The organism is Microbacterium sp. MMO-10 (assembly GCF_037148715.1).
Taxonomy (GTDB): Bacteria; Actinomycetota; Actinomycetes; order Actinomycetales; family Microbacteriaceae; genus Microbacterium.
Genome location: NZ_JBBCSV010000004.1, coordinates 627,185 through 646,449 on the forward strand (window position 1 = coordinate 627,185; position 19,265 = coordinate 646,449).

Annotated in this window: 20 protein-coding genes and 1 tRNA gene; 13 read left to right on the top strand and 8 right to left on the bottom strand. The window is 69.4% G+C overall.

Translation table 11 applies throughout. The annotated features are described in order from the left end of the window. The first annotated feature begins 10 nt into the window (after positions 1-10). From murI to WFJ17_RS15635, 4 genes are all read left to right on the top strand, one after another. The gene (gene murI / locus WFJ17_RS15620) at positions 11-844 is read left to right on the top strand and encodes a glutamate racemase (RefSeq protein WP_336648889.1); all 834 of its coding nucleotides are present in this window, start codon (positions 11-13) and stop codon (positions 842-844) included. Next, positions 841-1,587: a ribonuclease PH gene (gene rph, locus WFJ17_RS15625; protein ID WP_251447115.1), complete on the top strand. Its 747-nt coding sequence runs from the start codon at positions 841-843 to the stop codon at positions 1,585-1,587. Before murI ends, rph begins: the two co-directional genes overlap by 4 nt. Further along, on the top strand, positions 1,584-2,174 hold the full coding sequence (gene rdgB, locus WFJ17_RS15630; RefSeq protein WP_292888619.1) for an RdgB/HAM1 family non-canonical purine NTP pyrophosphatase: 591 nt from the start codon (positions 1,584-1,586) through the stop codon (positions 2,172-2,174). Before rph ends, rdgB begins: the two co-directional genes overlap by 4 nt. A gap of 112 nt (positions 2,175-2,286) precedes the next feature. Next, positions 2,287-3,219 carry a cation diffusion facilitator family transporter gene (locus WFJ17_RS15635; RefSeq protein WP_251447121.1) on the top strand — a complete coding sequence of 311 codons (933 nt, stop codon included), beginning with the start codon at positions 2,287-2,289 and terminating at the stop codon, positions 3,217-3,219. Positions 3,220-3,247: 28 nt separating this feature from the next. On the opposite strand, the gene ligD is transcribed toward WFJ17_RS15635, so the two are convergent. After that, positions 3,248-5,242, bottom strand: coding sequence for a non-homologous end-joining DNA ligase (gene ligD / locus WFJ17_RS15640; protein ID WP_336648890.1), 1,995 nt, complete (start codon positions 5,240-5,242; stop codon positions 3,248-3,250). Positions 5,243-5,288: 46 nt separating this feature from the next. Here ligD and ku point away from each other — a divergent pair, with 46 nt between their 5' ends. After that, positions 5,289-6,119 carry a non-homologous end joining protein Ku gene (gene ku / locus WFJ17_RS15645; protein WP_336648891.1) on the top strand — a complete coding sequence of 277 codons (831 nt, stop codon included), beginning with the start codon at positions 5,289-5,291 and terminating at the stop codon, positions 6,117-6,119. Between the two features lie 7 nt (positions 6,120-6,126). Here the strand turns inward: ku and WFJ17_RS15650 are convergent, their stop codons facing one another. The 4 genes from WFJ17_RS15650 to WFJ17_RS15665 form a co-directional block, all read right to left on the bottom strand. Continuing rightward, complete coding sequence (locus WFJ17_RS15650) at positions 6,127-6,813, bottom strand: DedA family protein (RefSeq protein WP_292888612.1); 687 nt, start codon at positions 6,811-6,813, stop codon at positions 6,127-6,129. 153 nt (positions 6,814-6,966) lie between these two features. Further along, a tRNA-Leu gene (locus WFJ17_RS15655) sits at positions 6,967-7,048 on the bottom strand. Positions 7,049-7,096: 48 nt separating this feature from the next. Continuing rightward, a complete protein-coding gene (locus WFJ17_RS15660) occupies positions 7,097-7,921 on the bottom strand; it encodes an aldo/keto reductase (RefSeq protein ID WP_336648892.1) in 825 nt (274 codons plus the stop codon). Positions 7,922-7,994: 73 nt separating this feature from the next. Continuing rightward, positions 7,995-9,212, bottom strand: coding sequence for an MFS transporter (locus tag WFJ17_RS15665; protein WP_336648893.1), 1,218 nt, complete (start codon positions 9,210-9,212; stop codon positions 7,995-7,997). Between the two features lie 110 nt (positions 9,213-9,322). Here WFJ17_RS15665 and WFJ17_RS15670 point away from each other — a divergent pair, with 110 nt between their 5' ends. The 7 genes from WFJ17_RS15670 to WFJ17_RS15700 all read left to right on the top strand — a co-directional run bounded on the left by WFJ17_RS15670 (position 9,323) and on the right by WFJ17_RS15700 (position 16,122). Next, positions 9,323-9,772 (top strand): MarR family winged helix-turn-helix transcriptional regulator, encoded by a 450-nt coding sequence (locus WFJ17_RS15670; protein ID WP_251447140.1) that lies wholly within the window; start codon positions 9,323-9,325, stop codon positions 9,770-9,772. A gap of 67 nt (positions 9,773-9,839) precedes the next feature. Further along, positions 9,840-10,622 carry a CpaF family protein gene (locus tag WFJ17_RS15675; RefSeq protein ID WP_336648894.1) on the top strand — a complete coding sequence of 261 codons (783 nt, stop codon included), beginning with the start codon at positions 9,840-9,842 and terminating at the stop codon, positions 10,620-10,622. A gap of 273 nt (positions 10,623-10,895) precedes the next feature. Beyond that, positions 10,896-11,984, top strand: coding sequence for a tyrosine-type recombinase/integrase (locus WFJ17_RS15680; RefSeq protein ID WP_336648895.1), 1,089 nt, complete (start codon positions 10,896-10,898; stop codon positions 11,982-11,984). Continuing rightward, entirely contained in the window at positions 11,981-12,307 is a 327-nt protein-coding gene (locus WFJ17_RS15685; RefSeq protein WP_336648896.1) for a helix-turn-helix domain-containing protein, read from the top strand. The genes WFJ17_RS15680 and WFJ17_RS15685 overlap by 4 nt, the downstream gene beginning before the upstream one ends. Then, positions 12,304-14,262 carry a hypothetical protein gene (locus WFJ17_RS15690; RefSeq protein WP_336648897.1) on the top strand — a complete coding sequence of 653 codons (1,959 nt, stop codon included), beginning with the start codon at positions 12,304-12,306 and terminating at the stop codon, positions 14,260-14,262. The genes WFJ17_RS15685 and WFJ17_RS15690 overlap by 4 nt, the downstream gene beginning before the upstream one ends. Before the next feature lie 217 nt (positions 14,263-14,479). Then, positions 14,480-14,851: an ArsR/SmtB family transcription factor gene (locus tag WFJ17_RS15695; RefSeq protein WP_336648898.1), complete on the top strand. Its 372-nt coding sequence runs from the start codon at positions 14,480-14,482 to the stop codon at positions 14,849-14,851. After that, entirely contained in the window at positions 14,851-16,122 is a 1,272-nt protein-coding gene (locus WFJ17_RS15700; RefSeq protein ID WP_336648899.1) for an MFS transporter, read from the top strand. Before WFJ17_RS15695 ends, WFJ17_RS15700 begins: the two co-directional genes overlap by 1 nt. Positions 16,123-16,174: 52 nt before the next feature. Here WFJ17_RS15700 and WFJ17_RS15705 read toward each other — a convergent pair whose 3' ends face one another. Then, a complete protein-coding gene (locus tag WFJ17_RS15705; protein ID WP_336648900.1) occupies positions 16,175-16,777 on the bottom strand; it encodes a copper resistance CopC family protein in 603 nt (200 codons plus the stop codon). Positions 16,778-16,911: 134 nt separating this feature from the next. After that, positions 16,912-17,439 carry a hypothetical protein gene (locus tag WFJ17_RS15710; RefSeq protein ID WP_336648901.1) on the bottom strand — a complete coding sequence of 176 codons (528 nt, stop codon included), beginning with the start codon at positions 17,437-17,439 and terminating at the stop codon, positions 16,912-16,914. A gap of 338 nt (positions 17,440-17,777) precedes the next feature. Between WFJ17_RS15710 and WFJ17_RS15715 the strand changes: the two genes are divergently transcribed. Then, positions 17,778-18,830: a hypothetical protein gene (locus WFJ17_RS15715; RefSeq protein ID WP_336648902.1), complete on the top strand. Its 1,053-nt coding sequence runs from the start codon at positions 17,778-17,780 to the stop codon at positions 18,828-18,830. A 52-nt stretch (positions 18,831-18,882) separates the two neighbouring features. On the opposite strand, the gene WFJ17_RS15720 is transcribed toward WFJ17_RS15715, so the two are convergent. Then, positions 18,883-19,188, bottom strand: a complete 306-nt coding sequence (locus WFJ17_RS15720) for an ArsR/SmtB family transcription factor (RefSeq protein WP_256534719.1) — start codon at positions 19,186-19,188, stop codon at positions 18,883-18,885. Between the last annotated feature and the right edge of the window lie 77 nt (positions 19,189-19,265).

Here is a 19,265-nt window from a genome sequence, read left to right on the forward strand (position 1 = left end):
CTGGATCATCATGAACGACGCGCCGATCGGGATCTTCGACTCCGGAGTCGGCGGCCTCACCGTGGCGCGCGCGATCCGCGCGCAGCTGCCCCGGGAGTCCTTCGTCTACATCGGCGACACGGCCCATTCGCCGTACGGGCCGAAGCCCATCGCCGACGTGCGCCGCTACTCGCTCGAAGTGCTCGACACCCTTGTCGACCAGGGCGTGAAGATGCTCGTGATCGCGTGCAACACCGCCTCCTCGGCGATGCTGCGCGATGCCCGCGAGCGCTACGACGTGCCCGTCGTCGAGGTGATCGGCCCGGCCGTCCGCCGGGCGATCTCGACCACGCGCAACGGCCGGATCGGCGTGATCGGCACGATCGGCACGATCGGATCCCGCGCGTATCAGGACATGCTCGAGGTGAATGAGAACCTCGCCGTGTTCACGGCGGCATGCCCGCGCTTCGTCGAGTTCGTCGAGGCGGGGATCACGGACACCCCCGAGGTGCTCCGGGTCGCCGAGGAGTACCTGGCGCCGTTGCGCGATGCGGAGGTCGACACGCTCGTGCTGGGCTGCACGCACTATCCGTTCCTGCGCGGCGCGATCGGCTACGTCATGGGGGAGGGCGTCTCGCTCGTCTCCAGCGACGACGAGACCGCCGGCGACGTGTACCGGCAGCTCGTCCGCGGCGACCTGCTCGCCTCGCCCGACGCCTGCCCGCGCTACGTGTACGAGGCGACCGGCGCCTCGGCCGACGACTTCACCGCCCTCGCCAACCGCCTGATGGGCCAGGAGGTGCGCGGCGTCCGGCTCGTGCAGACCGGCGTCATCGACCTTCCCCACCTCAAGGAGATCCCATGACCGAGTCCACCGTCCGCGCCGATGGCCGCACCGTCGACCAGCTCCGCCCGATCACGATCGAGCGCGGCTGGAGCGCCCAGGCCGAGGGATCCGCCCTCATCAGCTTCGGGAACACCAAGGTGCTGTGCACGGCGTCGTTCACGAACGGCGTGCCGCGCTGGCTGACCGGCAAGGGCAAGGGCTGGGTCACGGCCGAGTACGCGATGCTGCCGCGGGCCACCAACGACCGCAACGACCGCGAGAGTGTCAAGGGCCGCATCGGCGGACGCACGCACGAGATCTCCCGCCTGATCGGCCGGGCCCTGCGCGCCGTGGTCGACACCAAGGCGCTCGGCGAGAACACCATCGTGATCGACTGCGACGTCCTGCAGGCCGATGGCGGCACCCGGACCGCGGCGATCACCGGGGCGTACGTCGCCCTGGCCGACGCGATCGAGTGGGGTCGGCGCAAGAAGTTCATCGGGCAGAAGGCCCAGGTGCTGCACGACTCGGTCGCGGCGGTCTCGGTCGGCATCATCGACGGCGAGCCCATGCTCGATCTGGCCTACGTCGAGGACGTGCGCGCCGAGACCGACATGAACGTCGTCGTCACCGGACGCGGTCTCTTCGTCGAGGTGCAGGGAACCGCCGAGGGCGCCCCCTTCGACAAGCGCGAGCTCGACGCCCTGCTCGAGCTCGGCGTGAACGGCTGCGCCGATCTGCGCGACCGCCAGGTGGCGACCCTCGCGGAGGAGCGGGCGTGAGGATCGTCCTCGCGACGCACAACGCGCACAAGGTCGCCGAGTTCGGCCAGATCGTGGCCGCGACCCGGCCCGATCTCGAGGTCGTGGGCTACGACGGACCGGAGCCCGTCGAGGACGGCGTGACCTTCGAGCAGAACGCGCTCATCAAGGCGCGCGCCGCGGCCGCGCACACGGGACTCCCGGCGCTCGCCGATGACTCGGGGATCGCGGTGGACGTGCTGGGCGGATCGCCCGGGGTGTTCTCCGCGTACTGGGCGGGGCAGAAGAAGGACGACGTCGCGAACCGGGAGCTCCTCCTGGACCAGCTCCGGGACATCGCGGATCCGCACCGAGCCGCCCGCTACGTCAGCGTCATCGCGCTCGCCCTGCCCGACGGGCGGGAATGGACCGTCCGCGGCGAGTGGCCGGGCCGCCTCGCGCACGCCCCCGCCGGCGAGGGCGGATTCGGCTACGACCCGGTGTTCGTGCCCGAGGGGCAGTCCGATCCCGAGCGCACGGTCGGGGAGTTCACCTCCGACGAGAAGCAGGCGCAGTCGCATCGCGCGCGCGCCTTCGTGGCGCTCGTGCCGCTGCTCGCCGAGCTCTGAACCCGGCGGTCGCGGCCCGGCAGGGTCGCGTCGGTCGCTAGTGAGAATCATCCCCATTCCCGACTAGGCGAAAACGCCTCCGACCGGGGGATCCCGGCTCTACCCTGGAGGCATGCACGATCACGCCCCCGCCTCCGGGATCCGCTCCGCAGGTCACCGTCGCCTGCTCGCGATCTCCCTCACGCTGACCAGCACGATCATGCTGGTGCAGGTGGTCGGGGCGATCCTCAGCGGGTCGCTGGCACTGCTCGCCGACGCGGCGCACATGTTCACCGACGCATCCGCCCTCGTCATCGCGCTCATCGCGAGCGCGGTCGCCGCCCGTCCCGCCGACGACCGGCGCACCTTCGGATACCAGCGCGCCGAGGTCTTCGGAGCGCTCGTCAACGCGATCATCCTCATCCTGCTCTCCGCCTGGGTTGCGTTCGAAGGCGTCTCGCGGCTGCTGCATCCGTCCGAGGTCGAGGTCGCCGGTCCCCTCATGCTGACCGTCGCCGCCGTCGGGCTCGTGGCGAACGGCGTCTCGATGTGGCTGCTCAGCGCCGCGCAGCGCACGAGCATCAACGTGCGCGGCGCGTACCTGGAGGTCATGGGGGATCTGATCGGCTCCGCGATGGTGATCGTCGCCGCGATCGTCATCATCACCACGGGCTGGATGCCCGCCGACGCCATCGCCTCGCTCATCATCGCCGCGATGATCATCCCGCGGGCGGTCTCGCTGCTGCGCGAGGTGTTCTCGGTGCTCGCCGAGTCGGCGCCGAAGGGCACCGCGGTGAGCGAGATCCGTCAGCACCTTCTCGACTACCCCGGTGTGACCGGCGTGCATGACGTGCACGTGTGGCAGCTCACCCGCGGGGCGCCCGTGTTCACCGCGCACGTGTCCGTGCAGCCCGCGGCATTCGCCGACGGGGGCGCGTCGGGTCTGCTCGCGCAGTTGCAGTCCTGCCTCGCGGATCATTTCGACGTGGAGCACTCCACGTTCCAGATCGAGCCGGACGCCTCGGGATCCGGCAGCGCCGGCGACTGCGAGGCCGTGCACGCCTGAGGGCGGTCCCTGAGGGCTTCGCAGGGTCTCAGCCCTCCACGACCACCTCGTCCGGGCGCTTGTCGGGCCGCAGTCCGCGCCATCGCGCGTGCCGCAGCACGCCGTCGTCGGTCCAGTTCGCGAACTCCACCTCTCCGACGAGCTCGGGGCGCACCCAGAGCGCGTCCGAGGCGTCGGCGACCGGCACGCCGTCCACGGCGGGCGCGGAGGAGCGGAGCGGTTCCAGCCGTGCGCCGAGGTCGTGCAGCGCCCGGTCGGTGAAGCCGGTCCCGACGCGTCCGACGTAGCGCAGCCCCGACGGCAGCGCGGGCTCGGGGATCGCGAGCAGCAGCGACCCGATGCGCCCCGCGCGGTCGCCCTTCCCGGGCCGGATCCCCACGATCACCGCCTCCTGGGTGCGGGTGAGCTTGAGCTTCTGCCACCGTGGGGAACGGCCGCCGGGAAGATACCCGGAGGCGGGATCCTTCACCACCACTCCTTCGAGGTCGAGCGCGGCGCTGGTCGCGAGGGCGGCGTCCACATCGTCGAAGACGGGCGGCACGATCACCGGTGCGGGGAGGTCCGTCGCGATCTGCTCCAGCAGCTCCCGGCGATCCCGCAAAGGCAGACGGGTCAGGTCGTGGCCCTCGAGGCGCAGCAGGTCGAACAGGTGGTAGCGCACCGGGGTGCGGACGACCTCGCGCTCGATCTCGCGCGCCAGGGTCAGGTGCATCCGATCCTGCAGGCGGTGGAAGCTGGGCCGGCCCGCCGCGTCGAACGCCACGATCTCGCCGTCGACCACGGCCTCCCCGACCGGGAAGCCCGGAGCGCCGTCGGCGGTGAGCTCGGGATAGCGGTCCGTGATGTCGGTGCCGCTGCGGGCCCGGAGCCGGAAGCGGCCCCCCGACCAGGTGCCGATCGCGCGGATCCCGTCCCACTTGATCTCGGCCCAGCCGAGCCCGCGCGCCGTGCCGGGCGTGCCGTGCTCCGCGAGCATGGGGGAGTAGACGGGGACGGGGGTGTCCGGCGTCTCCGCCTCGGGAGCGTCGAGGCGCGGGGGCGTGCTGCGGGGGAGAGCGGGGCCGGATTCCCCGGGGTCCGCTGCCCCGGAATGGGGCGTCGCGTCCCGGGTCGAGGCTGCGGCCCGCATCGGAGCCGCGGCCGTGATCGCGGCGAACGGATCGAGCCCGCGCTCGGCCCGCTCGAGCACCTCGTCGAACCGCAGCTGGCGGAGGTCGGGATCCTGCAGCTCCTCCCAGGTGCGCGGGGCCGCGACCCAGGGCTGGGGGCGGCCGCGCAGCGAATAGGGCGCGATCGTCGTCTTCTTGCCGTTGTTCTGGCTCCAGTCGAGGAAGACCTTCCCGGCGCGCAGGGTCTTGGTCATGACGCTCGTGACGAGGTCGGGCCGATCGGTCTCGATCGCCCGCGCCAGGGCGTGCGCGAAGGCGGAGATCTCGTCGCTCGTGCGGTCGCCGGGAAGCGGTGCGTACAGGTGGATGCCCTTGCTGCCGCTCGTCACGGGCACCGCGTCCATGCCCATCCCGTCCAGGATCCGGCGGGCGAGGAAGGCGACCTCCGCGCACTGCGCCAGAGTCACGCCCGGACCCGGATCCAGGTCGAGCACGAGCCGATCGGGATTGCCCCGGCCCCCGTCGGGGGCGAAGCGCCACTGCGGGATGTGCAGCTCGATCGCGGCGACCTGGGCCATCCAGACGAGGGTCGCGACCTCGTCGACGAGCGGGTAGTCCTTGGCGCCGCCGGAGTGCGGGATCTCCTGGCGGCGGATCCACCCGGGGGCGCCCGGTTCGAGCTGCTTCGCGAAGAACGAGCCCTGCGGATCCGCCTCGGTGCCGACGCCCTCGACCCAGCGCTTGCGCGTGACGGGGCGTCCCTCGACGACCGGCAACAACAGCGGGGCGATCCGCGCGTAGTAGTCGATGACCTCGCCCTTGGTGGTGCCGGTCTCGGGATAGACGACCTTGTCGAGGTTCGTGACGCGCAGCTTTCGCTCGCCGATGCGCACGAACTGCGGGCCCTCTGCCATGCCGTCAGGCTATCCCGCCCCCGTGCGCGTGGTGTGTACTGGTGCCATGAGGACGATCTGGAAGGGCTCGCTCACCTTCGGCCTGGTCAACGTGCCGGTCAAGGTGTACTCGGCGACGGAGGACCACGATGTCGCGCTGCACCAGGTGCACGATGCGGACGGCGGGCGCATCCGGTACAAGCGGGTGTGCGAGATCTGCGGCGAGACCGTCGCCTACTCCGAGATCGACCGGGCCTACCAGGACGAGACGCAGACCGTGGTCCTGACCAAGGAGGGCCTGGAGTCGCTGCCCGCCGAGCGCAGCCGCGAGATCGACGTCGTGGAGTTCGTGCCCTCGGACCAGGTCGATCTGCTGACGCTCGACAAGGCGTACTACCTGGAGCCGGACTCGAAGTCCCCCAAGGCCTATGTGCTGCTGCGCAAGACCCTCGAAGCCACCGATCGGACGGCGATCGTGCGGTTCACGCTGCGGCAGAAGACGCGCCTGGCGGCGCTGCGGGTGCGCGGCGACGTGCTCGTGCTGCAGACGCTGCTCTGGGCCGACGAGGTGCGCGAGGCGGACTTCCCCGCGCTCACGGAGGACGTCACGATCTCGGACAAGGAGCTGGAGCTGTCCGCGAGCCTCGTCGAGGGCTTCTCGGGCGACTTCGATCCGAACGCGTTCGTCGACGAGTACCAGGTCGAGCTGCGCACCCTCATCGACGCCAAGATCGAGAAGGGGGAGGCGTTCGAGACGGAGGAGACGTTCGCGCCGGCCGAGAAGGGTGGCGAGGTCATCGACCTCATGGAGGCCCTGCGGGCGAGCGTCGAGAAGTCGAAGGCCGCGCGCGCCGCCTCGTCCGAGAAGGGCGACGCGGGCGTCCGCGACGCGGGCTGAGCCCGGCTCAGATCTCCGGCTCGACGGCCGGGATCCCTGCGGCGGACTCCTTCTTCGCCTTGCGCCGCTCGTTGAGGTAGTGCCAGACGGTGACCGCGAGCGTGAGGGCGACGACGCCGAGCAGGATCACGTCGATGTACTTGGTGACGAGGTCGGCGATCCAGGGGATGTACGCGATGAGGTAGCCGACGTAGGTGAGGCCGAAGCCCCAGATCAGCGCGCCGATGAGGTTGTACAGGCTGTACTTGCGCCACGGCATGTGCCCGACGCCCGCCGCGACCGGCGCGAAGGTGCGGACCACGGGCACGAAGCGTGCCAGGATCACGGTCAGTCCGCCGAAGCGCTCGAAGAAGTGGTTCGTGCGCTCGACGTTCTTCCGGCTGAACAGGCCGGACTCCTTGCGCTCGAACACGGCGGGACCGCCCTTGTGCCCGATCAGATAGCCCACCTCGCCGCCGAGGAAGGCCGCCAGGGCGATCAGCAGGCCGACGGCCCAGATGTCCACCCCGAACACGTGGTTCGTGTGGGTGAGCAGACCCGAGATGATCAGCAGCGTGTCACCCGGAAGCAGGAATCCGATGAGCAGACCGGTCTCGGCGAAGATGATGAACAGCACCACGGCGAGCGCCCAGGGGCCGGCGCCGTTGATGATGACGTTCGGGTCGAGCCAGGGGATGAGGGCGGCGTGGTGCACAGGTGATTCCCGTCCGTGGAGTCGTCGCTGGAGTGATGCCGAGATGCCGGCTGCTCTGCAGTCTAGAGCGGCCAGGTCTCGTCCGGCTGGGAGTGCGGCGCACGGAACGGAAAGGGCGCCGGCGGGTGGCCTGCGGCCGCCCCGGCGCTCATGTGCGGAAGGTGGGACTTGAACCCACACGCCCGGAGGCACAGGAACCTAAATCCTGCGTGTCTGCCAATTTCACCACTCCCGCGAGTGGATCCATTCTACTGAGACCGGATCCACCCGCTTCGTCGGGCGATCAGCCGTGGAAGTCGTGCGGGTGCGGGCCCGTGCGCCCGTCGCGGTCGAGCGCGTCGATGGCGGCGAGCTCTGCGGGGTCGAGGTCGAAGCCGAACACGTCGAAGTTCTCGACGATGCGGCTCGGCGTCACCGACTTCGGGATCACCACGCGACCCTGCTGCAGGTGCCAGCGCAGCACGACCTGCGCCGGCGTGCGGCCATGCCGGGCGGCGATCGCGGTGACGGCCGGATCCTGCAGCACCGCGCCCTGGGCGAGCGGGCTCCAGGCCTCGGTCGCCACGCCGGCGGCGGCGTCCGCCGCGACCACCGCGCGGTTCTGGAAGGCGGGGTGCAGCTCCACCTGATTGACGGCGGGGATGACGGATCCGGTCTCGAGGATCCGCGCGAGGTGGACCGGCTCGAAGTTGGAGACGCCGATCGCGCGCACCCGGCCCTCGGCGTAGAGCGCCTCGAGCCCGCGCCAGGTGCCGGCGTAGTCGCCGTCGCCGAGCTCGGGCCAGTGGATGAGGTAGAGGTCGAGGGCGTCCAGGCCCAGCTTCTCCAGGCTCGCGTCGTAGGCGCGCAGGGTCGCGTCGTAGCCCTGCTCGGCGTTCCATGCCTTCGAGGTGATGAACAGGTCGTCGCGCGCGATGCCGGCTTCGGCGATCGCGCGACCGACGCCGCGCTCGTTGCCGTAGATCGCCGCGGTGTCGATGCTGCGGTACCCGGTCTGCAGGGCGCTCGCGACGGCGGCGGTGGTCTCGTCGTCGGGGACCTGGAAGACCCCGAAGCCGAGCTGGGGCATGGCCACGCCGTTGTTCAGCGTGATGGTGGGAACGGTCATGTCGTTCGTCCTTCTGTCGGTTTGCGAAGAGTGTCGATGTGGCGAGGGGGGCGTCGCCGAGGGGGGAGCGGGATCAGCGTCCGGCGCCCGCGGGAACCGGAGTCGCGGTCGTGGTGGTGGCCGGCGTCGCGGCGCGCGCGCCGGCGCCGCCTCGGCGGGCGGCCACGGCTGCCACGGCCATCACGACGAGAGCCAGCGCGGTGATCCCCGCGCCGATCCAGATGGGGGAGGTGTAGCCGAGGCCCGCGGCGATGCCGACACCGCCGGCCCAGGCGCCCAGGGCGTTGCCGACGTTGAACGCCCCGATGTTCGCTCCGGAAGCCAGTGTCGGGGCCGATGCGGCATAGCCCATGATCCGCGACTGCAGGCCGGGGACCGTGCCGAACCCGAAGCCGCCCATGAGGAAGAGCGCGACGACGGTGGCCGGCCCGCTCGATGCCACGAGCGCGAAACCCACGAGCACGAGGAGGAGGGCCGCGATGAAGACGAGGAGGGTCGCGTCGATCGACCGGTCTGCCGCCTTGCCGCCGGCCCAGTTCCCGAGGAACAGTCCCACGCCGAACAACACCAGCAGCCACGGCACCATGCTCGACGCGAAGCCGCTGACCTCGGTGAGCGTGTAGGCGATGTAGGTGAAGGCCCCGAACATGCCTCCGTATGCGAGCACGGTGACGATGAGCGACAGCCACACCTGCCCTGACCGGAAGGCGCCGAGCTCATCGCGCAGGCGGGTCGGCGGGATGTCGTGGGTGGCGGGGACGAGCAGTGCGATCCCGGCGAAGGCCACGACCCCGATGACGGCGATCGCCCAGAACGTGGCGCGCCAGCCCAGCTGCTGGCCGAGGAACGTCCCGAAGGGCACGCCGAGCACGTTGGCCGCGGTGAGGCCCGTGAACATGATCGCGATCGCACCGGCCTTCTTCGCGGCCGGGACGAGCGAGGCGGCGAGCACGGATCCGATGCCGAAGAACGCGCCGTGCGTGAGGGCGGCGATGATGCGGCCCACCATGGCGAGGCCGTAGCCGGGCGCGAGGGCGGTGAGCGCGTTGCCGATGATGAAGAGCACGATGAGGCCGAGCAGCACGGGCTTGCGGGGGAGGCGCGTGGTGGCGGCGGTGAGGAACAGCGCACCGACGACGACGCTCAGCGCGTAGCCGGAGATGAGCCAGCCGGCGGCGGCCTCGGTGACGCCGAAGTCGGCGGCCACCTCGGGCAGCAGGCCCATGATGACGAACTCGGTGAGGCCGATTCCGAAGGCGCCGAGGGCGAGGGCGATCAGGCCGAGTGGCATGGGAGGACTCCTGGTACAGTTGAGATAGTTGCAGACGCGGTCTTTTGCGTCGGTGATGACAATACTTGCACGCGCAAATAAAAAGCGCAAGCAACTACTTTGGAGGATCCATGGGCATCGCCGATGACGCCGTCGAGATCCGTGCCCGCGGATGGCGCACGATGGCCGCTCTGCACGCCATGATCGAGGCGGAGCTGGAGCGCGCCCTGTCCGCGGAGGCGGGGCTCTCCGTGGTCGAGTACACGGTGCTGGAGGCGCTGAGCCGCCAGGACGGCTGGCATATGCGCATGCAGCAGCTCGCCCGCGCCGCCGCCCTGAGCCCGAGCGCGACCACGCGCCTGGTGAACCGTCTCGAGGACCGCGGGCTGCTGACCCGGATCCTGTGCCTCGACGATCGTCGGGGGATCTACACCGAGCTCACTCCGAGCGGGCAGGAGCTGTACGAGCGCGCCCGTCCCGTGCACGACGAGACCCTGGAGCGCGTCCTCGCGGATGCCGCCGAGCAGCCGGAGCTGCTGCCGATGGTCGACGCGCTGCACGACGTCGCCCGCGCCGGCTGAGCCTCCGTCCGCGGAGGCCTGTGGATAACTTCCGAGGCGGATCCGCGGATCCTGCCACGATGCGGGGGTGAGCCTCACCACCGCCGCCGTCACCGAGAGGGTGCGTGCACGCCTGCGCGCCGAGCGCACGGATCCGTCCGTCCATCCCGGCGAGGCGCGTCGGATCGCCCAGTTCGAGGTGCGCCGGCACAACGATCAGGCCCTCGCCCGCGGCACGGCGACGATCGACGACGAGGACGCCTGCGTGCGGGACGTCCTCGCGGGAGTCGCGGGGTACGGGCCCCTGCAGCCGCTGCTCGACGACGACACGGTCGAGGAGATCTGGCTGAACGGCCCGTCGCAGGTGTTCGTCGCGCGCGCGGGGCGCAGCGAACGCGTGCCGATCGCCGTGAGCGAGGCGCAGCTGCGCGACGTGGTCGAACGGATGCTGCACACCGCGGGGCGCCGTGTGGACATCGGGCAGCCGTTCGTCGACGCATCCCTCCCGGACGGATCCCGTCTGCACGTCGCGATCGCGGATGTGGTCCGCGACGGCTGGGCGGTGAACATCCGGAAGTTCGTGCCGCGCTATCGGAGCCTGGAGTCCCTCGTCGCGCAGGGGATGCTGCCCCCGGCGACGGCCGCACTGCTCGCCGAGGCGATGCGGGGCGGTCGCAGCGTGATCGTCTCGGGTCCGACCCATGCCGGGAAGACGACACTGCTGGCCGCGCTCGTCGCGGAGTGCGGGCACCAGCGCGTGATCACGGTCGAGGAGACGTTCGAGCTCGGCGTGCGAGCACCCGACCTCGTCGCCCTCCAGGGGCGGCAGGCGAGCCTGGAGGGCGCAAGTGAGCGGAGTTGCATCGGATGAATCAATGGTGGGCTGGTTTCAGCGCTCTTGACGGCACGCTGCGAAAGTGATCCGGTGCGTGTGTCAGCGGCTGAGTGAGCCTCGTTGGCAGTGGGTGTTGGCGATGCGGATGCGATGATTTCCTGATCAGGCGGCGGATTTGATCCTGTTGCCGCGACGGGGTGCCCGTTCGAGGCGACAATGCCCAATCGTGGATGTCTCGTTGCACTGGCAGACTCTGTGCTACGTTCACAGCATGTTTGATGCATCTGACGCAATCGCTTGGTGTGGTTGGTGACGCGTGAGGTCCGGTCTCTGGCGCCGGTTTTGCTTCTGGATCCGGCTCGGTCGACGTTCGATGAGATGCTGCGTGGATATGCCGTGTCGATGCGGTCTCGGGGTCTGGCGGAAGGCACGATCCGGGTGAGTCAGCATGGCGTGAAGCGGTTCTTCCGGTTTGCTGGCACCTACCCGTGGGAGTGGCGGCCGCAGGATGTCGAGGACTTCACGTCGTCGCTGTTGTCTCGTCCGGAGCCGTTGGCGCATTCCACGATCCGTGGCTATCACCAGATCCTGAAGGGCTTCTGCGGGTACATCTCGCATCCGGCCTACGACTGGGTCGACGTCTGCCTGGAGCGGTTCGGGTCCGCGCCGGCCCAGATCTGCCATCCGTGGAACACGTTCGCGCACCTGGCGGAGTTCGAGGCGAAGCCCGCGCGGCGGCCGTTCGGTTACGACGAGCTCGAGGCGTTCTTCGCGCATGCCGATCAGCGTGCCCACGATCTGCTCGAGGACCGGAAGAAGGGCGCGTTGCCTGCGCTGCGGGACGCGCAGTTCTTCAAGACGGTTTATGCGTTTGGGCTTCGGCGGCGCGAGGCGGTGATGCTCGATCTGATCGACCTGCGCCCCAATCCGTACGTGCCCGAGTGGGGCGCGTACGCGAAGGTGCAGGTCCGCTACGGCAAGGCGATGAAGGGATCGCCGCCGCGTCGACGCACCGTGCTGGCCTGCCCGGAGTTCGCGTGGGCGTCGGAGGGGCTGCGCTATTGGGTCGAGGAAGTACGGCCGCGGCTGGCCGGCGAGAGCGATGCGCTCTGGGTGAGTGAGCGGCGCACCCGGATCACGACCCGCACGGTGGATCAGCGGTTCGCGGAGATCCGCGACGCGGTCGGCCTGGATCGCGCGTTGACGTTGCACAGCCTCCGCCATTCCTACGTGACGCACCTGATCGAACTGGGTTACGCGGCCCAGTTCGTGCAGGAGCAAGTCGGGCACAACCACTCGTCGACGACTGCGATCTACACCTCGGTTGGCGATGACTTCAAGAATCGGATCTTCCAGGAAGCGCTGCGGCGCGTGCTCGGAGAAGGAGCGACCGCATGACCCGTCAGTTCGATTGGCACCTTCGCCGCAAGCTCGCCGAACGCGGCATCTACAAGACAACCGAGTTGGTGCCGTTGCTCGCCGAGCAGGGCGTGCAGCTGTCCCGCGAGCAGGTCTACCGGTTGGTGACGGCCACCCCGCAACGGCTGAACATCGAGGTCCTCGACGCGCTCTGCCTGATCTTGGACTGCACACCGAACGACCTGATCAGCTTCACCGTCGCGGCACGCGCGCAACCGAAGGCCGTCGGCGGCGCCACCGTCACCGACATCGGCACACTCAAGACCGTCCCGGCGCGGATCACCCGACCCGACAGGTCGTGAGCTCGCCGCCGTCGACCGCACTTCCCGACAACACCGCCGCCCTCCTCACCCACGGCGACCCGTGGACGACGATCGGCGCGGAAGGAGTGCGTGAGCTGCTAGGGCAGCTCGCCCCTACGGCGCAGGGTCAGGCGCATCTTCGACGTTTCCTCGCCGACGCGGATGCGACCTGGATCACGGCCGCCGATCCGCACCTGCCCCGGCAGGCGCAACGATTGCTGCGGTTGCTCCGAGATCGCGGGATCACGGTCGCGCTGCCGGTCTGCAGCGGCTGCGGCCGGGAGCAGCTGCTCACGCAGACCCTCGAGGACGGGCGCCGGGTCTGCAACACCTGCCGAGACACCCGAAACACCCGTCGCTGCGACGGCTGCGAGAGGATTCGGGTGATCTCCCACCGCATCGCTGGGCAGAGCTTCTGCGGCACCTGCCGCCGACGGCGCCCGGAGGCGAAGGAAACGTGCATTCGCTGCGGCCACGACCGTCTCGTTCAGAACCGCACTCAGGACGGCCCCGTCTGCCCGCAATGCGCGCCCGGCAAGATCGAGTCGTGCGTCCACTGCGGCCATGACCGGCGAGTCCGAGTCCGGTTCCTCGGAGGCCCGACCTGCGAGCCCTGCTTCAACATCATCCGCGGCACACGGCGCCCCTGCCCGCGCTGCGGCACGATCGGCCTGGTCGCGTCCGTCGCCGACGATGGCACCCTGGCATGCTCAACCTGCACCGGGGCGCGATCCCGGTTCGTCTGCGCAGACTGCGGCGTCGAGGACATCCGCAACGGGAAACGCTGCTACCCATGCCTTGCACGCATCGCTCTAGACGACCTGTTCGCCAGCGGAACACCCGACCGCCGAGCCGCCCTCGAACCGCTCCGACAACGCCTACTGGGCCACCCCGAACCCAAGAGCATGGCCCGCTGGCCCGGCCGCAGCGTCTCCGCGGCGATCCTGCGCGAGATCCTCACCGAGGACCGGGAGCTCACCCATGAAGGACTGGACCAACACCCCACCGCTCAGGCGGTGAGCCTGCTCCGGCACGCGCTCGTCGACGTCGGCGTTCTCGAACCACGAGACACCGCATGGGTGCAGTTCGTGGCCTGGACCGACACGTTCCTCGAGGACCGCCCCGAGCACATGATGCGCCACCTCGGCCCGTTCTGCCGGTGGCACGTTCCCGCCCGCACCCGGCTCCTCATCGCGCGCAACGGGATCACCGACGGCACGTTCGTCCGCGCCCGCCGTATCTGCCGGACCGCCGCCCATTTCCTCGACGACCTTCACGCGCATCAGCTCGAGCTGAAGACCGCGTCGCAGCACGCGGTGGAGTCCTACCTCGACCGGCACCCGCACAACTTCGAGCCCCTCGCGGTGTTCTTGCGCTGGGTGTCGCAAAGCGGCGCGGCCGATCGCATCCACCCCATCCCTTCCCCCTACGCGGATCCCTACACCGCCTACCCGATCGACACCTATCGGTCGTGGATGCGCCGGTTCGCGACCGACGAGACGATCCCGCTTCGGACCCGGATCTGCGCGCTGATCGCGGGGATCACGGGCAGGCCCAGCACGACCATCGCAGGCCTGACAACCGCAAGCATCATCGACGACGGCGACGGGATGCTGCTCCGCCTCGGGACCACGCCCGCCCACCTGCCGCCCCCACTGCCGGCGCTGATCAGGCGTCAGCTCGCCACACCACGGCGATGGGACACGGAATCGACCTGGCTGTTCCCCTCGAAGCTCCGCGCCGGCGCGCACGTCCACGCCAGCCGGTTCGCCGCTGACCTGCAGAACCTCAGCTGCAGCATCGTCCGACTTCGCGGGGCCGCGCTCCTCAACCTCGCCGCCACGATGCCCGGCGCCCCGCTCTGCGACCTCACCGGCATGTCACCGAACGTCGCAGCACGCTGGCAGATCGTCGCCGCCTCCGCCTACGCGCAATACCCCGCAATCCGGCTCTGATGCTCCCCCAAAACCCGGCCTCCGGACCGCGTCTCGCTGCTCGCCGCCATCTGGACAACGAGCCGTTGACCAGATGGTGTCGGCGCCAGCCCCGGAGCCGGAAGTCTAGGGATATCTAGCGAAACGCTAGACATCCCTAGACCTCGCTAGCTTCGCCAGCTGCCCCGGTCGTCGAGAAGAGGCGCCGCACACCACAACCCAATGTTAGTATCTGCGTATGCATGCAGATAACAGATGTTCCCTCGGTCCCGAGAGTGCCTACGTCGAACTGGCGGTCGAGGTGTTCGCGATGCTGGCCGACGCGACCCGGGTGCGGATCATCCTCGCGCTCCGCGACGGGGAGCTGCCGGTGAACACCCTCGCGGAGCTGGTGGGCAAGCCGCCGGCGGCGGTGTCTCAGCATCTGGCGAAGCTGCGGTTGGCGCGGATCGTGCTGACCCGCCAGGAGGGCACGAAGGTGTTCTACCGGCTCGCGAACGAGCATGCCCGGCAGTTGGTCGCGGACGCGATCTTCCAGGCCGAGCACTCCTTGAGCGCCGATCCGGCTCACCACCGCGGCGCGCATCCTGCCTCTGCGGCGGTTCGCTGATGCTGCGGGTGCTGCGCAACGGCACCTACGCGAAACTCTTCTCCGCGCAGGTGATCGCACTGCTCGGCACCGGGCTGCTCACCGTCGCCCTCGGGCTGCTCGCGTTCGACATCGCCGGGGACGCCGCGGGGTCCGTGCTGGGCACCGCGCTGACGATCAAAATGGTCGCCTACGTCGGCGTTGCCCCGCTGATCGCCGCGGTCGTCGACCGGCTCCCGAAGAAGGCCGTGCTCATCACCGCGGACCTGGTCCGCCTCGCGATCGCGCTCATGTTGCCGTTCGTCACGGAGGCGTGGCAGATCTATCTGCTGGTGTTCGTGCTGCAGTCCGCGTCGGCCACGTTCACTCCAGCGTTCCAGTCGCTGATCCCGGCCGTGCTGCCCGAGCCGCAGGACTACACCCGTGCGCTGTCGTTGTCGCGGCTGGCCTACGACCTCGAGTCGCTGCTGAGCCCGACGATCGCTGCCGCGCTGCTGACGGTGATCAGCTACAACAACCTGTTCGTCGGGACCGCGATCGGGTTCGCCCTCTCCGCAACCCTGGTGCTGGCATCCCGGCTGCCCGCCCGCACCGACGAAGAGAGCGGGCTGACGTTCTGGCAGCGACTCCCGCTCGGGGTTCAGGTGTTCGCCCGCACCAAGACGCTGCGGTTCCTGCTGCTGACCAACGTGGTCGTCGCGGCGGGCACCGCGATCGTGCTGGTCAACTCCGTCGTCTACGCCAAGGGACTGTTCGGGCTCGACGACGCCGCCCTGGCGGTCACCCTCGCCTGCTACGGAATCGGCTCGCTGCTGGTCGCTCTCAACGTCCCGTGGATCGTCGAACGGATCGGGGTGGTCCGCACCATGATGGCGGGGGCTGCCGTGATCACGGTCGGGCTGGTCGCGGCGGTGATCGTCACCGCTGTGGACACTGCGACCGGCACCGGGTGGGCGTGGCTGCTGGCGACCTGGGTGCTCCTCGGCATGGGCACGTCCCTGGTGAACACCCCGTCCTCCCGGCTGCTCGCCGACGCCTCGACGCCGACGAACCGGAACCTCGTCTACACGGCACAGTTCGCCCTGTCGCACGCCTGCTTCCTGATCACCTACCCGATCGCCGGATGGATCGGAGCGATCAGTCTCACCGCCGCGGCCGGCGTGCTCCTGGCCATCGCCACCGTCACAGCCGTCGCCGCCATCGGTTACGCGACCACGCAGCGGCTGCGCGCCAGCAGCGACCAGGCCGCCCCCGCGCCTGCAGCCCCCATCGACGAGAACACACGGAGTTAGAAGCCGGAACGGGGTCGGGTGGCGGTTGCACCACCCCGACCCCGCTCGAGGGTTACGCGCTCTTCCTGCGGCGCGCCGCGATCAGCCAGGCGATCAGCGCGATCAGCGCAACAACCCCGGCGGTCACCCCGACCCACACCCACACGCCGGCACCCTGATCCTGCGTCGAGGCAGGGTCAGCCGCAGCGGCGTCGGTCGGAGTCTCGGAGGGGAGGTCGGTCGGCGCCACGGTGATCTCCGCGACCGGGGACGGCTCGACCACCTGGCCGTCGTCTCCGCACACCGATCCGTCACTGCCGGCCGCTGCTACCGCGCCTGCGGGCGGAGCATAGGTGAAGGAGTACTCGGCGGAGATCGGGTGCCCGTCGCCCGACACCGCCCGCCACAGCACTCGATACTCACCGGCTGCGCCGAGCGCGACCGCGGTCGTCATCACCGCGCCGTCGATCTGCGCACAGTCGGTCTCATAGTTGCGGCCGTCGGGGCCGAGCACTTCCGTTCTGCCCGAAGTGGGCTCATCGAGGATCTCGTCGGTGAACACGAGCTCGACCGCCGCCAGCTCGGTGACGGTCGCCCCCTCGGCAGGGTTCGTGCTCGACAGAGCCTCATGGGCGGACGCGGTCGACGCGGACGCGAGGACCAATCCGAGGGACAACGCGATCGCCGAAGCGATCTGAACAGGTCTCCTGACAGGACGTCGGGACATGAGTAAAGCACCTTTCGGTTGGCGCGCGCACGGGCACCGCCCACTGCGCACGCAAAGGGGATGAAGGGGGTTGGTTCAGCGGCTCAACACGCCACTGGAGGCCCCCGCCACCGCACAACCGAGAACTGCTCGCGCCCTGCCGGCACCCGTGGCGCTCGCCCGGGCGCAGGAAGAACGGGCGCCGGGCGCAGCGGCGAGAAGGTCCGCAGCGCGACCAGACCAGACAACCCCAGAACATGAGCGATCGCGGCGACCGCGAGCTCGCCCCACCCCAACAACACGATCGTGATCACTGCGGCTACCGCGTGGGCCGCCCACATCGACGAATCCATGGCCAAGTGATCCGCTGGCAACGCCGACGTCGTTGACCCCAACGACACCGAAGCCATCGCGTGATGAGAGCTCACCGTCGCTCCGGTCGGCACCAGCGGCACCGACAACAGCCCATGGAACAAAAGCTGACTCGCTGCCACCGCGATACTCAACCGGAGCCACGACAACCGGCTACCCGCCAGCAGAACACACACCGGCATCGCCAACACCAGCGCAACCACCACGTTCAGCAGCGGCGGCAGCCCGGCACCCCCGGCCGCATGCGACAACGTCGCCACGAACGTCGCTATACCCGCAGCGATGGCCCCCCGAACAGCGACCGACCGCCGACGAGACCGAACACGCTGCACCCCACCACCGTAACGAACCGCGGGCTCCTGATATCTCCCCCGCGGTTCGCGCGCCGGTCCATCACGAGCGATCGGCGCATCGAGGGAAGTCGGCCCGCCCGCCGATCACACCGCAACCGCGCACCGACTCAACATGGCGCACCGCAATAGAGCACTTCCACCAGACAGTTGCATCGGATGTCTCAGTAGCGCCGTGATTTCAGGTCGCCACGGCAAACCATGAGGCGTACTCGACGAGGCTAGCGCGGGGCTGGTTGCAGCGCACTATGCGTTGTCCTTGGCCCGGCCGCAGCGCATCCGCGAAGATTCTGCGCGAGATCCTCACCGAGCGCATTGACCTCACCCACGAGGCATTGGACCAGCAGGCGAGCGTTCAGGCGGTGAGCCTGCTGCGACACGCGCTCGTCGACGTCGGCGTGCTCGATCCGCGGGACACCGCTTGGGTGCAGTTCGTGGCCTGGATCGAGACGTTCCTCGAGGGCCACCCTGAGCAGATGGTGCGCATCCTTGGGCCGTTCTGCCGGTGGCACGTTCCGGCCCGCACCCGGCTCCTCATCCAGCGCAACGGGATCACCGACGGCACCTTCGTTCGCGCCCGCCGCATCTGCCGGATCGCGGCCCACTTCCTCGCCGACCTCGACGCTCAGCAGCTCGAGCTGAAGACCGCATCACAGCACGCCGTAGAGTCCTACCTCGACCGGCACCCACGCCACTTCGAGCCGCTCGCAGTGTTCCTGCGGTGGGCGACGCACAGCGGCGCCGCCGATCGTATCCACCCGGTCCCTTCTCCCTACGCCGACCCCTACACCGCCTACCCGATCGACACGTACCGGGCATGGATGCGGCGGTTCGCGACCGACGATACGATCCCACTCAGGGCCCGCATCTGCGGGCTTATCGCGGGGATCACCGGCAGGCCAATCACGACCATCGCCGGCCTGACCACCGCGAGCATCATCGACGACGGCGACGAGATGCTGCTACGCCTCGGGACCTCGCCCGTCCAACTGCCACCGCCCATACCCGCGTTGATCAGACGGCAACTCGCCGCCCCACGGCGATGGGACACGGAATCGACCTGGATGTTCCCATCTAGACTGCGCGCTGGAGCACACGTGCATGCCAGCCGATTCGCGGTCGACCTGCAGCGCCTGAACTGTCGGGTGGTTGGACTTCGCGGCGCCGCGCTGCTCAACCTCGCCGCGACAATGCCCCTCGCCCCGCTCTGCGACCTCACCGGCATGTCATCGAACGTCGCCGCACGCTGGCAGGTCGTGGCCGCATCCGCCTACGCGCACTACCCTGCGATACGTATCTGAGCCCACCGAACGAAACCCTGTTGCGGGGACGTGTCTTGCCGTAGGTGATCGATCAGATGGTGCCGTCGGTAAAGGGGATGAGCCAGTCGATCGCTTCGACGACGGCGTGTGGAACAATGCTGCTGATCTGGGCGCGATTCTCAGGCACGGTACGGATGAGTCCGGCCGCGCGCAGCACGCCGAGATGGTGGCTGGCGCCGAACCTGGAGATCTCCGCTCCTACGGCAATCTGCGTGATGCTGAGGCCCGGCTGGCCGTTTTCGTGGGCGCGTCGGAGCAGGTGCAGGATGGCGCGACGATCGTCGTGGGTGAGAGCGGCGAACACTTTGCCCAGATCGATCTCTGCCTCGGTGGTCATCGGAACAGTCAAGAACCAGGTCCTCGCTCATCTCGGTAGCGACGAAGCCGCGGAGCCGCCTCCCCAAGGGCGACTCC

Excerpts from the sequence above, each read along its gene's own strand:
- murI (WP_336648889.1), top strand. The coding sequence starts at position 11 with ATGAACGACGCGCCGATCGGGATCTTCGACTCCGGAGTCGGCGGCCTC.
- rph (WP_251447115.1), top strand. The coding sequence starts at position 841 with ATGACCGAGTCCACCGTCCGCGCCGATGGCCGCACCGTCGACCAGCTC.
- WFJ17_RS15635 (WP_251447121.1), top strand. The coding sequence starts at position 2,287 with ATGCACGATCACGCCCCCGCCTCCGGGATCCGCTCCGCAGGTCACCGT.
- ligD (WP_336648890.1), bottom strand. The coding sequence starts at position 5,242 with ATGGCAGAGGGCCCGCAGTTCGTGCGCATCGGCGAGCGAAAGCTGCGC.
- ku (WP_336648891.1), top strand. The coding sequence starts at position 5,289 with ATGAGGACGATCTGGAAGGGCTCGCTCACCTTCGGCCTGGTCAACGTG.
- WFJ17_RS15660 (WP_336648892.1), bottom strand. The coding sequence starts at position 7,921 with ATGACCGTTCCCACCATCACGCTGAACAACGGCGTGGCCATGCCCCAG.
- WFJ17_RS15665 (WP_336648893.1), bottom strand. The coding sequence starts at position 9,212 with ATGCCACTCGGCCTGATCGCCCTCGCCCTCGGCGCCTTCGGAATCGGC.
- WFJ17_RS15670 (WP_251447140.1), top strand. The coding sequence starts at position 9,323 with ATGGGCATCGCCGATGACGCCGTCGAGATCCGTGCCCGCGGATGGCGC.
- WFJ17_RS15685 (WP_336648896.1), top strand. The coding sequence starts at position 11,981 with ATGACCCGTCAGTTCGATTGGCACCTTCGCCGCAAGCTCGCCGAACGC.
- WFJ17_RS15695 (WP_336648898.1), top strand. The coding sequence starts at position 14,480 with ATGCATGCAGATAACAGATGTTCCCTCGGTCCCGAGAGTGCCTACGTC.
- WFJ17_RS15700 (WP_336648899.1), top strand. The coding sequence starts at position 14,851 with ATGCTGCGGGTGCTGCGCAACGGCACCTACGCGAAACTCTTCTCCGCG.
- WFJ17_RS15715 (WP_336648902.1), top strand. The coding sequence starts at position 17,778 with ATGCGTTGTCCTTGGCCCGGCCGCAGCGCATCCGCGAAGATTCTGCGC.
- WFJ17_RS15720 (WP_256534719.1), bottom strand. The coding sequence starts at position 19,188 with ATGACCACCGAGGCAGAGATCGATCTGGGCAAAGTGTTCGCCGCTCTC.